We start from the raw sequence: 12478 nt of genomic DNA, 5'->3' as shown, positions 1-12478 counted from the left end.
CTCGCGGGCCTTCCCAGAGAGGGACTCGCCTCGGACGAGCCCCAGGGTCGTGCTGGCACGACGCGTGCTCAACGGGGGCCCGAGTCGTTCAAGGCTCCCCAACCCACAAGGTCCCACCATGAAGAAGAGTCATCCCCTCGGTCTCGCCGCTCCCCCACCCACGAAATCCAAGAGCCTTTCCGGGTGGGGATTCCTCATGGGTGCCGCGCTCATGACGAGCGTGGGATGTGGCCCGGGGGAGGCACTTCCCCTGGAGCAGGAGACCGGTTCGAGCGCCCAGTCCCTCGCGACCACGGTGCTCCTCTTCGAGCACGGCGGCTATGGGGGCCGCGTCCAGTCACTGCAGCCCGGCCGCTATGACATGGGCCAACTGGCCGTGGGCAATGACTCGGTCAGCTCGCTCCAGGTGCCGAGCGGCTGGAGCGTCACGCTCTACGAGCACGGCGGCTTCAACGGCAGATCGAAGGTCTTCACCGCGGATGCGTCCTGGGTGGGAGACGACTTCAATGATTTGACCTCGAGCGTGGTGGTGCAGGCGCCCTCCCTGACGCAGGGCAACACGGTGTATGGCCAGTGGAGCGGCTCGGGCGGGATGAATCCTTCCAGCCCGGCCAACCGGCAGCTCATCGTGGACTACACCGGTCCGGCCAGCACGGTGACGTTCCATCTCACCGCGCCGCTCGACACGTACCTCTACCTGCTGGATGCGAATGGCAACGTCCTCGCCCAGGACGATGACAGCGGTGGAAGCCTCACCTCGCGCCTGTCCTATTTCCTGTCGCCGGGCACCTACAAGCTCGTCGCGGCGACCTACTCCGGCGGGCAGAGCGGGGAGTTCACGCTGAAGTCGGACAAGGCCACCATGCGCTACCCGCAGCGGCTCTTCGTCCAGGGGGCGACCTCGTTCAATTGGATCTACGACGACCACAACACGGGGGCCGACAACGACGTGGCCGTCTGGCGCGCCAACCTCGCCGCGTACCCCGGTTACTACTCGCTGGGCGACGTGGCCCAGCCCTTCCATGGCTCGGCGCCCCGGACGAGCTTCGTGGCCTACGGCGAGGGGGATGTGCTGGCGCGGCCCGTCGACTACGCCTGGGTGTGGAGCGACTGGGGCTCGGGCGGCACCCATGACGTCTCCATCTGGGAGCCGCTGCCCGCCGCGGGCTACACCTGCCTCGGCACCGTGACGGTGCTCGGTTACGGCAAGCCCTCGACGGACCTCATCCGCTGCGTGCGCAGCGAGTACGTGCTCCCGGCCAACCCCGCCTGGGTGTGGAACGACGCGGGCTCGGGCGCGGACTACGACGTGGGCATCTGGCAGGTGGAGCCCCGGGACCATCGCGGCCTGGCGCTCTCCACCTTCATCGCCCGGCCCAGCCACTCGGACACCGGCGGCAACCGCTACTGGGTGCTCAACAAGAGCGCCCTCGCCAACCCGGAGATGAAGGGCGTGCCCGTGGACGCCGCGACGGCTTCCCAGTACGCGCCGCTCGTGTGGCTGCATGGGGAGGAGTACTACTTCCCGTCCTCGGTCGAGTTCTTCCTGCCCAACGTGCACGAGTCCGGTGGGTACATGGTGACGAACCAGGGCCTGGGCTGTGACTCCTGCACGGATCCCCAGTTCCTCGATGGCCAGCGGCCGGGCTCGGTGCCCATCTACGCGGAGATCGTCAACCGCACGCAGAATGGCCAGCCGACGAACATCACGGACATCGTCTACTGGACCTTCTACCCGTACAACAACGGCAAGCGCATCTGCATCGGCTGGTACTCGCCGTGGGGCTGCGTGGGCGGCTACTCCACCTTTGGCAACCACGTGGGAGACTGGGAGCACTTCACGGTTCGCTTCGTGGATGGCCGGCCGTCGCAGATGTTCCTGAGCCAGCACTCGGGGGGGCAGACGTTCAACTTCGGGGACAAGAACGTGGCCGTGACGGCGGGCTTCCACCCGGAGGTGTACGCGGCCCTGGGCTCGCACGGCATCTACCCGGATGCCGCGCGGCACATCTACAAGACGATCGGCAACGGAGACTTCCTCGCCGACGACACGGGCCGCGGCATCCCCTGGTACACGTGGAACAGCACCGTGGCCTTCGCCTGGCAGCCGCTGGGCGCGTATGGCGGGAGCCTGTCGTGGCTCAACTCCACCAGCCGCTGGGGCAACCCCAAGTCGGGCTGCAACTTCTCGGAGCAGGTGGCCGGTGAGTGCGTGCTCAACGATGGGCCCACCGGCATCATGGACAAGTCCGCCTCCAATCCCGCGAACCTGACGCTGGACTGAACGGAAGCGAGACGCCCGTGAGAGACAGGGGCCCCTGCGTGCGGAAGACGGGCACGCGGGGGCCTCTGTGTTCGCGGCGCGAAGTCAGCCTAGAGCTGGTTGAGGACACTGCAACTCGCTGCTTCCCCGCCCTTGCAGGCCTTCTCGAAGAGGGTGGTGGCGCGGCGCTTGTCCTGGGGGACTCCGCTGCCCTTCACGTAGCTGATGCCGAGGTTGTAGCAACCCTGGGCATCCCCTCCCTCGCAGGCCTTGTCGAACAAGGCGGCGGCACGACGCGCGTCCTGGGGGACTCCGGTGCCCTCTAGGTAGCGCATGCCGAGGTTGTAGCAACCCTGGGCATCCCCGCCCTCGCAGGCCTTCTCATAAAGGGTGGCGGCGCGGCTCGCGTCCTTGGGGACTCCCAGGCCCTTCGCGTAGCTCACGCCGAGGTTGTAGCAACCCTCGGTCTTCCCGCCTTCGCAGGCCTTCTCGAACAAGGTGGCGGCGCGGCGCGCGTCCTGGGCGACTCCCACGCCCTTCGCGTAGCTCACGCCGAGGTTGTAGCAACCCTGGAGCTCCCCGCCCTCGCAGGCCTTCTCATAAAGGGCAGCGGCACGGCGCTCATCCTGGGGGACTCCGGTGCCCTCCAGGTAGCGCATGCCGAGGTTGTAGCAACCCTGGGCATGCCCGCCCTGGCAGGCCTTGTCGAACAAGGCGGCGGCACGGCGCTCATCCTGGGGGACTCCGCGGCCCTCCAGGTAGCGCACGCCGAGGTTGTGGCAACCCGTGGTATCCCCGCCCTCGCAGCCCTTCTCATAAAGGGTGGCGGCGCGGCGCGCGTCCTGGGGGACTCCGTTGCCCTTGAGGTAGAGCACGCCGAGGTTGGTGCAACCCTGGGGCTCCCCACCCTCGCAGGCCTTGTCGAAGAGGGCCGCGGTGCGGTGCGCGTCCTGGGGGACTCCACGGCCGTTCATGTAGCTCAAGCCGAGGTTGAAGCAACCCCGGGCCGAGCCGCCCTCGCAGGCCTTGTCGAAGAGGGCAACGGCGCGGTGCGCGTCCTGGGGGACTCCGCGGCCCTCGGCGTAGTCCGCGCCGAGATCCGCGCACTTGTCCGCATTGTCGCCCGTGCACTCCTGGGTGGAGTGCTCCACCTGTTGAGGCGTGGTGGCCTGGGAGGCGGTGGCCCCCTGCCGCCCCGTGGCACATGCACCCAGCAACCCGAGGACAACACAGAGCCCCATACCGCGCCGTGCCGCGCTTCCGTTGAAACCAGACATGTCAGGCGTTCCCCCGCGTAGGGTCAGGGCGCTCAATGCGCCGTGGCCCCATGGCGTGAAGCCTAGTTCCGCCCGGTCACCGGGAGCAACGGCGGGGGCAGGGGCACCTGGAGGATTTGACGCTGCGCGCGAGCCCAGTGGATGCTCGCCACGGGCGTGTATGCCGATGACAAGGATGGTCATGAAGCGGGTTCTTCTGCTGTGCGCGCTGGAATCGATCGCGTTGTTCGGCTGTGACCGCCAGGGTGGACAGGTGTTGCAACTCATCCCGTCACCCAACGGGGCGTATCAAGCCGTCGCGCTGGATTGCCGCAAGGGCGCGAGCGCGCCTTCCACCTTGCTCAAGGTGATTCGCGCGGGTGAACCGGCGGCCTGCGAGACCCGTCCGCTGGAGGAAGTGACGTTGACCGCTGGCTCGCCACCGCGCATGGCCTGGATGTCGGACAACACGTTGGTCATCGATGAACGGGGAGCACCTCCGCGCCCCACCCTGCGGGGCGAAGTGTCGTTCGTATTCGGGCCGTGGCAGGTGTCGGCTTCGTCGGCTGCACCGGCTTCATCGCCGCCCGCCGTGCCGCCTGTCGCTGTCGTGCCGCCTGTCGCTGTCGTGCCGCCTGTCGCTGTCGTGCCGCCTGTCGAGCAGGTCTGCGGTTTCCCGGGCCTGACCCTGCCCACCGACTTCACCGTCCTGGCCGGAGGCGCCTACGCCGGAAAGGCGAGCACGGGGCAGATTGATCAGAGCGGGCACGCCGCCACGACCATGACGGTGAGCGTCGACAACCCCCGGAAGCCCGTCGTGCTGATGCTCGGTGCATACGAGCCGACCATCTGGTCCATCCGGCGCACGGAGGGCACGACCCTCCTCGCCGTGCTGGCCAGCGGCTACCATCGGCAGATCGTCACGGGCCTGGATGCCACCACGCCGGTGGCCATCCATACGTATGACAACAAGAGCCCCTGCGGTTACTTCTACGTGGACCCGGAGCGCCTCGAGAAGCTGAACCCCATGGCCCGGCGGTTCTTCGGGCGCGATGTCGACATGGTCTATCCAGCGCGAGGCGGCGCGGTCACCCTGGGCGTATCGCAGGGCGCGCCCGCCGCCTGGGTCGGAGGGGGCGAGGCCTCGGTGGAGTCGTTCATCGACAAGACGGCGCCGCTGGCGGGCGAAGCGGGCCTCGACGAGGCCGTGCGCAAGGGTCAGCTGCGGCGCGCGGATGTCGGCGACAGGAGGCAGTGGGAAGAGGACATGGCGCGTGTGGCGCGCAAGCGCGGATTGGCCTGGGACGCGGGCCGATTGCCGGCCCTCCACGCGAATTCGTCGGGCACGTTGGCCGATGCATACGTCGTGCTGCGGCCCATGACGCTACCGGCGGGTCTCTACGGCGCGCATTCGGCGGTGTTCTTCGTGCCGAAGGGCACGCAGCGTCCACGCGGCAATCCCGGCCACAGCACTCTCTACGACTTCAACGACATGAGCTGTACCGGCGCGGGGTGCCACTGAGCGGGTGGGCGTCTACTCCGCGTCGAGGGCGGTGCAAGCCTGTTCCATCCCGCCCTTGCAGGCCTTCTCGAACAGCGCGGCGGCGCGGGCCTTGTCCTGGGGGACTCCGAAGCCCTGCTCGTAGCTCACGCCGAGGCCGAAGCAGCCCTGGGCGTACCCGCCCTCGCAGGCCTTGTCGAACAGCGCGGAGGCGCGGCGCGCGTCCTGGGGCGCTCCAAGGCCCTTCACGTAGCGCACACCGAGGTTGAAGCAGCCCTGGGCATCCCCGCCCTCGCAGGCCTTCTCATAAAGGGCGACGGCGCGGCGCTCGTCCTGGGGGACTCCGCTGCCCTCCGCGTAGCTCACGCCGAGGTTGAAGCAGCCCTGAGCCTCCCCGCCCTCGCAGGCCTTCTCATAGAGCGCGGAGGCGTGGCGCGCGTCCTGGGGGACTCCATCGCCCTGATCGTAGCTCACGCCGAGGTTGAGGCAACCCTGGGCATTCCCGCCCTCGCAGGCCTTGTCGAACAGGGTGGCGGCGCGGCGCGCGTCCTGGGGGACTCCGATGCCCTTCATGTAGCGCACGCCGAGGTTGAGGCAAGCCAGAACTGCCCCACCCTCGCAGGCCTTCTCATAGAGCGCGGAGGCGCGGTGCGCGTCCTGGGGAACTCCGCTGCCCTGCGCGTAGCTCACGCCGAGGTTGTAGCAGCCAGCGGCCGCTCCGCCCTCGCAGGCCTTCTCATAGAGCGCGGAGGCGCGGCGCGCGTCCTGGGGCACTCCATTACCCTGATCGTAGTTCACGCCGAGGTTGTAGCAGCCAGAGGCCGACCCGCCCTCGCAGGCCTTCTCGAAGAGGGCGGCGGCGCGGCGCGCGTCCTGGGGGACTCCGTCGCCTTGCACGTAGAGCAAGCCCAGGGTGTCGCACGCCTCGGCATCGCCGCCCGTGCACTCCGCGGTGAAGCGCTCCACCGGCTGAGCCTGGGTGTCCTGGGAGGCGGTGGCTCCCTGCCGCCCCGTGGCACATGCACCCAGCAACCCGAGGACAACACAGAGCCCCATACCGCGCCGTGCCGCGCTTCCGTGAAAACCAGACATCACATTCTCCCTGGGGACGGGCAGGACGCTCCATGCGCCGTGGCCACATGGAGCGAACCCTAGTTCCGTGGAGTCACCGCGGGCAATGGAAGGGGCACGCCCACGAGATGCAGAGCAGGTGCGAGGACGCGCGAACGCTCAGGCGTTCTCGCTGGCGGCGGCCTCCTTTTCACTCGAGAACTTCCGCGCGTAGTAGATGGCGACTCCTACCGGAATGAGGAAGGTTCCAACGAGGCGCCCCAGCATCTGCGCCTGCTGCCCCTCATGCCCCTCGGGTATCGCCGAATTGAGGCGCACTAGCTCAACCCCAAACATGATGGCGGCCACGGGCAGATACCATGCGGCTCCATTCATCACGGGCCGCTTCGCGATTCGATTTACGAGCTTCTCCGCACCGATGAAGAGAAGAAAGACGATGATGTGCACTGGCAAGATGTTCCCCCTCCGCGTTCGAGCCCGCCCACGCGAGCGCCTGGTCGAGGATGATGTTCCAGGGTGAACCGGTGGACAAGGAACACCCCTTCCTTCAACTGGCTCGAACTGGATGTAGAGGAGTGCCGTGAAGGGGGCCCACGCCCGCGATGAGGCGTGGGCCCGGGGAGCCACCTACTTCGCGTCGAGATAGGCGCGGTAGGCCTCGAAGCCGTAGGGCCGGCCGAGGAAGTCCTTCACCAGCTCGGCGGCGGGCTTGGAGCCACCGGGCTCGAGCACCGTCTTGCGGTACTTCATCGTGGTGGCCGTATCCAGGTAGCCATTCTTCTGGAACTCGGTCTCCAGGTCCTTGGCGATGACGAGCGACCAGACGTACGTGTAGTACGCGGCCGAGTACCCCTCGAGGTGGCCGAAGGCGAGCTGGAAGTGCGTGCCGTCTCGGTACTCGTGGCGGAACGGGCTGTACTTCTCCTGCTGTGTCTTGAGGGCCTCGGTGGTGTCGAAGCCCGGCGCGCGCGAGTAGTAGTCCAGCGACACCCCGGCCAGGAACATCTGCCGGCGCGTCCACAGGCCCTTGCCGAACTCCTTCGAGGCGCGGAGCTTCTCCACCAGCGCGGCCGGAATCACCTCGCCCGTCTGCTGGTGGCGGGCGAACTCCTGGAGGATGGTGGGGTTGGAGGCCCACTGCTGCAAGAGCATGGACGGCGTCTCCACGAAGTCCCACTCGGTGGAGATGCCCGTAATGCCCTTCCACTGCTGGCGGCCGGCGAAGACGTGGTGCAGCAGGTGGCCGAACTCGTGGAAGAACGTCTCCACCTCGTCCTGCGTCATCAGCTCACCGGGGCGCGGGAAGTTGCACACCAGCGTGCCCTCCGGGTAGCGCTTGCCGGCCTGGCCCGCCACGAGATCGAACTGGGCCGCGTGCTTGTACTTGTCCTCCCGCGGGTGCATGTCCAGGAAGATGCGGCCCAGCAGCGTGCCGTTCTCCGTGACGTCGTAGGCCTCGACCTCGGAGTGCCACACGGCGGCGTCCTTCACCGGCACGTAGGTGATGCCCCACATGCGCGAGGTGATGTCCATCACGCCCTGCTTCACGCGCCCGTACTCGAAATACGAGCGCAGCGCCTGCGAGTCGAAGCCGAGCTTCTCCGCCTTGAGCCGGTCCTCGTAGTAGTCCTGGTCCCAGGGCTCCACGGTGGTGGCCTTGGGGTCATCCTTCTGCTTGCGGGCGAGCAGGTCCGCGTACTCCCGCTTCGCGCGCTGCTCGGCGGTGGCGGCGACCTTGTCGATGAACTCCGCGGCCACCTGCTGGGTGCGCGTCATCTTGGTCTCGGTGACGAAGGCGGCCCAGGTGGGGTAGCCCAGGAGCGTGGCCAGCTCGTGGCGCTTCGCGATGAGCTGCTCGAGCACCGGCAGGTTCTTCGGGTGCGCGCGCTGGTGGTAGGCGCGCCACACCTGCTCGCGCGCCTTGCCATCGCGGGCGTACGTCATGAAGGGGAAGTAGTCGGGGTAGTTGGAGGTGATGATCACCTTGCCGTTGGCACCCGGCGCGTGGGCCTTGATGAAGTCCTCGGGGAGGCCGGCGAGCGCCTTGGGGTCCAGCTCCACCTTGCGCACGTCCTCGGCGATGTTCTGGTTGAAGGTCTGGCCGAGCTTGAGGATCTCCTCGTTGAGGGTCTTCACCTTCGCGCGGGTGGCGTCGTCGCGGTCCACGCCGGCGCGGCGGAAGTCGAGCAGGGTGCGCTCCATCCAGTAGCGCGTGGCGGCGTCGGACTTGGAGAGGTCCACGGCGGACAGGGCGTCATAGACGCCGCGGTCCTGGGAGATTTCCACGTTGAGGGCATCGGCCTTCTGCTCGCAGGCGCGGGCGGCGTCGCGGAAGGCGGCCTGGGGGTGGACCTCGCGGGTGAGGCTGGAGCGGTTGAGGGAGGCGCTGAGGGCGGCGGTGGCCTCGTCATAGGCCTCGAGGAGGGCGCGGCCATCGGAGGAGGCCTGGAGCGTCTTCAGGGAGGCAATCTGCGCGCGGGCGCGCTCGAGGTCGGCCTCGCAGGCGGCGTTGAAGGCCTCGAGGGTGCCGGACATGAGCTTGGAGCCCTCGGGGGCGGGGAGGGGCTTGCGGGCCTGGGCCTGAAGGGAGGAGGAGGGCTCGGGATTCGGCATGGTGGAGTGGGTGCAACCGGCCGTCAGGGCGGCGGCGAGGGTGAGAGCGGCGATTCTCAAGACGACTCCTTCGATGGGGAAACGGGGGGCGCAATCTATCGTCGGCAGGAGGACGCCGCAGCCGGAAGGAGGAAGGAGGCCACACTGTGCGCATATCCCCTCCCGCGCCCCCGAGGCGCTACGCTGGAAGCTCCCCTGACCCAAAGGCTTGGTGACCGTGAATCAACGACGTGGACAGTGGCTGTGGCTCTTCTGTGCCCTCGGAGTCTCCTGGAGTTGCGACCCGAATGCGCCGGACACCTCCTCACCCGGCACGGGGCCGGGGGTGACCGCGTGTGGTGTGAACGGGGTGCTGCTCTGTGACGACTTCGAGGGGGCCTCGGTGGGCGGGGCGCCCGACCCGGCGAAGTGGTCGGTGCAGATCTTCGACCAGAAGGGCAGCATCTCCGTCGATGGCACGCAGGCGCACTCCGGCACGAAGTCGGTGTACGTGAACGGCAACGGAACGGGCAGCTACCGCTCGGTGCTCTTCACGACCACGGCGCCCTTCCCGCCGCAGCACAACAGCTTCTACGCGCGGGTCTTCATGCGCTCGAAGAACGGGATGGGCGAGGGCCACAGCACGTACTTCGGAGGGGGCTCGGCGGACAACCAGCGCATGGTGCGCATCGGCTTCCACCAGTACGTGCTGGAGGCGAACCTCATCCACCCGGGGACGGAGTACGAGGTGATGTCGGGCCCGTGGGGCCAGCCCTCGCAGGGCGTGCAGCTGCAGGCGGGGAAGTGGCACTGCGTGGAGGCGTTCTTCAATGGTGCCCAGCACGAGCTGCGCGTGTGGTTCGACGGGAGCGAGGTCGCGGGCCTGCACACGACGAACTGGGACAAGAACCTGAGCACCTGGTCGCCGCAGTATGGCCGGGCGTGGTTCGGTTTCGAGACGTACCACAGCGAGCAGGACGAGCTCTGGTACGACGACATCATCATCGGGACGCAGCGGATCGGCTGCGGCGGGTAGGGCATGCGGATCGGCGTCATCGGAACGCAGTGGGGGCTGATGCACGCCGGAGCCTTCCGCGCGGCGGGGGCGGAGGTGGTGGCGCTGTGCGGCCAGGACGAGGCGCACACGCGCGAGGTGGCGGCGAGGGAAGGCATCCCGCTGGCGACGGTGCACGTGCGGGAGCTGTGCGCGGCGGTGGACGCGGTGGTGGTGGCCAGCCCCGACGCGCTGCACCGGGCGCACGTGGAGGCGGCGCTGGAGGCGGGGTGCGCGGTGCTGTGCGAGAAGCCCCTGACGCTCACCCATGAAGACGCCAAGGCCCTGGTCGCGCGGGCCCGGCGCGCGGAGCGTCCCTTCGCGGTGAACTTCCCCTACCGGATGTTGCCGCCGCTGCGCGCGCTGCGGGCGTGGCTGATGGAGCACCGGGTGCACCACCTGGTCATCACGGTGCGCAACAGCTTCGTCCCCACGGAGCCGCTGGAGCCCGGGGCCTGCGTGGGGCGCTCGGCGGACTTCGGGGGCGTCTCGCACCTGCTGGACGCGGCGCTGTGGCTGACGGGGGCCTCGCCCACGTGGGTACAGGCGTCGCTGGCGGGCCGGCCGGTGCACACGGCGGCGCTGCAGGTGGGGCTCTCCAGCGGGGCGGTGGTGGTGCTCACGCACGCCGCCAGTCCCGAGCCGGGGCTGCACGGCGGCTGGTCGCTCCTGGGAGAGGACTGGGAGGCGGGCTTCTCCGGCGGCTTCATCCCCGCGCGCGAGGGGTGGTGTGTCTCGCCGGTGCGCTGCTTCGAGGCCGGGGCGTGGAGGGACCTGGCGCCGGGACTCGAGCCGCGGCCCGGCGAGCGCGAGCCGTGGGCCCAGGCGCACGTGGAGACGGCGCGCCGGTTCCTCGGGATGCTCGGCCGGCCGCCCGAGGTGGACGCGGAGCTGGCCACGGTGGAGGAGGCGGCCGTGGTGCAGCGCCTCCTCTCGGCGGCCATGGCCTCCGAGGACGAAGGCCGCCGCGTCCTTCTGGACTGAGCGCGAGCCCCTTTCTTCCGGTGCCCGACAGCGCGAGGCCCGCGCCTCCTCTTCGGGTTGCCGCGCCGCCCGCAGGACGCCACCCCTCGGGTTTTCTCGGCGGTTGAGTGGATGAGAGCCGCGAATGGCGTCAAAGTACGACACGAGGGGACTCCGGGCGGGCAGTGACTTCCCGGCGTTCTCCTCGAGGTTCTGAATACGTGATTTCCACGATGAACCAGAAATATTGTTTTACAGCTAAAATTCATTATTATGCTCTCACTGATTGAGAGCCAGCGTCTCTCCCAGGGCTTCCGTCCGTCTCGAGGTTCCGATGCTTTCCGCCCTCCCGTCCGGTTCCGCCACGTTCGCCACCTCGCAAGAGGTGCCCCTGCTGCGAGGACCCAGCCTCTCGACACTGCGCATGCCCGAGTCCTTCCAGTCCGAGCCGAGCCTGCATGCGCGGGCCATCGACCGGGCCACGCGGGCGCGGGTGCTGGCGGTGCGGCTGCTGCCCAGGGTGCAGCAGGTGGTGCGGCGCTTCGACGCGAGCCAGTTCGGCCTGCTCACGGCCTACACCTACCCCCAGGGGACGCGGGAGCGGCTGGAGGTCTGCAACGACTGGCACGTGTGGCTGTTCCTCTTCGATGACCAGGCGGACGAGCAGGAGGAGGTGGGCCAGCGTCCGGAGTACCTCCAGGAGTACGTGGAGGCCTGTCTCCAGGTGCTGCGCGGGGGGCCGCTGCGCGCGCGGGCGACGCCCCTGGAGCGCTTCACCCACCACCTGCGCGAGCGCATGAGCCGGCTGGCGAGCGAGGCGTGGCTGGAGCGCTTCACCGGCAACGTGGAGGACTACCTCTACCGGGGCACGCTCCCGGCGGCGCGCCACTGGGCGGCGGGCACCGTGCCCGAGCTGGAGCCCTACATCGAGCAGCGGGCCATGGACTCGGCGATGTACACGGCGCTGGACCTGGTGGAGTTCGCCCGCGAGGGGCAGGAGCTGCCCGAGGCGCTCTTCCAGCAGCCGCTCGTGCAGCGGATGCGCCAGCTGTGCACGCGGGTGGTGGCGCTGACCAACGACCTGTTCTCCTTCGAGAAGGAGGTCCTCTGGCACCGCAACCCGAACAACTTCGTGCACGTGCTCCGGGTCAACCAGGGGCTGGGGCTGGAGGAGGCCATCGGCGAGGCCATGGGCGTCATCAACGCGGACACGGACGCGTTCCTCGCGTGCGAGGAGGCGCTGCTGGAGCAGGGGCCGGTGGACCCGCGCGTCCTCTCCTACGTGGAAGGGATGAAGGCGTGGATCCACGGCAACGTGCGCTGGTCGATGGTGACCGGGCGCTACAGCTCGTCCACCTCGCCCTTCCCCGAGCTGCGCCGCTAGTCAGGCCCTGGGCAGGTGGTCGCGGATGACGCCGAGCCAGTACTCGCGCCCGTAGTACTGGCTCATCTTCCCGAGCAGCTTGCCGTCGCGGAACAGCAGGAAGGTGGGGATGCCGTAGAGGCCGAAGCGCCGCGCCAGCTCCTCGTGCTCGTACGCGTTCACCTTCACCACGCGCATCCGGGCGCCCTCGAGCTCGGAGAGCAGGGAGAGCTCGGCGGCCGCGTAGATGTCGCAGTTGGGGCAGCCGGGCCCCCAGAAGTCCACCACCACCAGCTCGTCCTGGGGCTGCAGCACCAGCGCGTCGAAGGTCTCCGCCGTCGCGTCGTAGCTCACGGGATGTGACATGCCCCCGTGACTAACGGCGCCTGGCGCCCGCTTCAACCGGGGAAGCGGG

10 protein-coding genes are annotated in these 12478 nt (G+C 68.7%); 5 read left to right on the top strand and 5 right to left on the bottom strand.

Annotated features, from left to right (window positions below; genetic code table 11):
* Window positions 1-196 precede the first annotated feature (196 nt).
* Window positions 197-2284 carry a Vps62-related protein gene (locus NR798_RS43485; RefSeq protein ID WP_375768505.1) on the top strand — a complete coding sequence of 696 codons (2088 nt, stop codon included), beginning with the start codon at window positions 197-199 and terminating at the stop codon, window positions 2282-2284.
* Window positions 2285-2373: 89 nt separating this feature from the next.
* Here the strand turns inward: NR798_RS43485 and NR798_RS43480 are convergent, their stop codons facing one another.
* Window positions 2374-3540 (bottom strand): tetratricopeptide repeat protein, encoded by a 1167-nt coding sequence (locus tag NR798_RS43480; RefSeq protein WP_375768504.1) that lies wholly within the window; start codon window positions 3538-3540, stop codon window positions 2374-2376.
* A gap of 181 nt (window positions 3541-3721) precedes the next feature.
* On the opposite strand from NR798_RS43480, the gene NR798_RS43475 reads away from it, so the two are divergent.
* Window positions 3722-5041, top strand: coding sequence for a hypothetical protein (locus NR798_RS43475; protein WP_375768503.1), 1320 nt, complete (start codon window positions 3722-3724; stop codon window positions 5039-5041).
* 12 nt (window positions 5042-5053) lie between these two features.
* Here NR798_RS43475 and NR798_RS43470 read toward each other — a convergent pair whose 3' ends face one another.
* The 3 genes from NR798_RS43470 to NR798_RS43460 all read right to left on the bottom strand — a co-directional run bounded on the left by NR798_RS43470 (window position 5054) and on the right by NR798_RS43460 (window position 8704).
* Window positions 5054-6112: a hypothetical protein gene (locus NR798_RS43470; protein WP_375768502.1), complete on the bottom strand. Its 1059-nt coding sequence runs from the start codon at window positions 6110-6112 to the stop codon at window positions 5054-5056.
* A 138-nt stretch (window positions 6113-6250) separates the two neighbouring features.
* Window positions 6251-6538, bottom strand: a complete 288-nt coding sequence (locus tag NR798_RS43465; RefSeq protein WP_375768501.1) for a hypothetical protein — start codon at window positions 6536-6538, stop codon at window positions 6251-6253.
* A gap of 180 nt (window positions 6539-6718) precedes the next feature.
* Complete coding sequence (locus tag NR798_RS43460) at window positions 6719-8704, bottom strand: M3 family metallopeptidase (protein WP_375773915.1); 1986 nt, start codon at window positions 8702-8704, stop codon at window positions 6719-6721.
* Window positions 8705-8921: 217 nt separating this feature from the next.
* On the opposite strand from NR798_RS43460, the gene NR798_RS43455 reads away from it, so the two are divergent.
* From NR798_RS43455 to NR798_RS43445, 3 genes are all read left to right on the top strand, one after another.
* The gene (locus tag NR798_RS43455) at window positions 8922-9719 is read left to right on the top strand and encodes a hypothetical protein (protein ID WP_375768500.1); all 798 of its coding nucleotides are present in this window, start codon (window positions 8922-8924) and stop codon (window positions 9717-9719) included.
* A gap of 3 nt (window positions 9720-9722) precedes the next feature.
* A complete protein-coding gene (locus NR798_RS43450; protein ID WP_375768499.1) occupies window positions 9723-10721 on the top strand; it encodes a Gfo/Idh/MocA family protein in 999 nt (332 codons plus the stop codon).
* Between the two features lie 313 nt (window positions 10722-11034).
* Window positions 11035-12084, top strand: a complete 1050-nt coding sequence (locus NR798_RS43445; protein ID WP_375768498.1) for a hypothetical protein — start codon at window positions 11035-11037, stop codon at window positions 12082-12084.
* On the opposite strand, the gene NR798_RS43440 is transcribed toward NR798_RS43445, so the two are convergent.
* Window positions 12085-12429, bottom strand: coding sequence for a thioredoxin family protein (locus NR798_RS43440; protein WP_375768497.1), 345 nt, complete (start codon window positions 12427-12429; stop codon window positions 12085-12087).
* Between the last annotated feature and the right edge of the window lie 49 nt (window positions 12430-12478).

This window comes from Archangium gephyra (assembly GCF_042230915.1).
Taxonomy (GTDB): domain Bacteria; phylum Myxococcota; class Myxococcia; order Myxococcales; family Myxococcaceae; genus Archangium; species Archangium gephyra_B.
Note: the sequence above shows the minus strand (reverse complement) of the source record. Positions and strands in the feature narration are given on the sequence as shown.

What these genes read in the sequence shown, in the direction of transcription:
- NR798_RS43440 (WP_375768497.1), bottom strand. Translation starts at nt 12,429, where the DNA reads ATGTCACATCCCGTGAGCTACGACGCGACGGCGGAGACCTTCGACGCG.
- NR798_RS43445 (WP_375768498.1), top strand. Translation starts at nt 11,035, where the DNA reads ATGCTTTCCGCCCTCCCGTCCGGTTCCGCCACGTTCGCCACCTCGCAA.
- NR798_RS43460 (WP_375773915.1), bottom strand. Translation starts at nt 8,704, where the DNA reads ATGCCGAATCCCGAGCCCTCCTCCTCCCTTCAGGCCCAGGCCCGCAAG.
- NR798_RS43480 (WP_375768504.1), bottom strand. Translation starts at nt 3,540, where the DNA reads ATGTCTGGTTTCAACGGAAGCGCGGCACGGCGCGGTATGGGGCTCTGT.
- NR798_RS43470 (WP_375768502.1), bottom strand. Translation starts at nt 6,112, where the DNA reads ATGTCTGGTTTTCACGGAAGCGCGGCACGGCGCGGTATGGGGCTCTGT.
- NR798_RS43450 (WP_375768499.1), top strand. Translation starts at nt 9,723, where the DNA reads ATGCGGATCGGCGTCATCGGAACGCAGTGGGGGCTGATGCACGCCGGA.
- NR798_RS43475 (WP_375768503.1), top strand. Translation starts at nt 3,722, where the DNA reads ATGAAGCGGGTTCTTCTGCTGTGCGCGCTGGAATCGATCGCGTTGTTC.
- NR798_RS43485 (WP_375768505.1), top strand. Translation starts at nt 197, where the DNA reads ATGGGTGCCGCGCTCATGACGAGCGTGGGATGTGGCCCGGGGGAGGCA.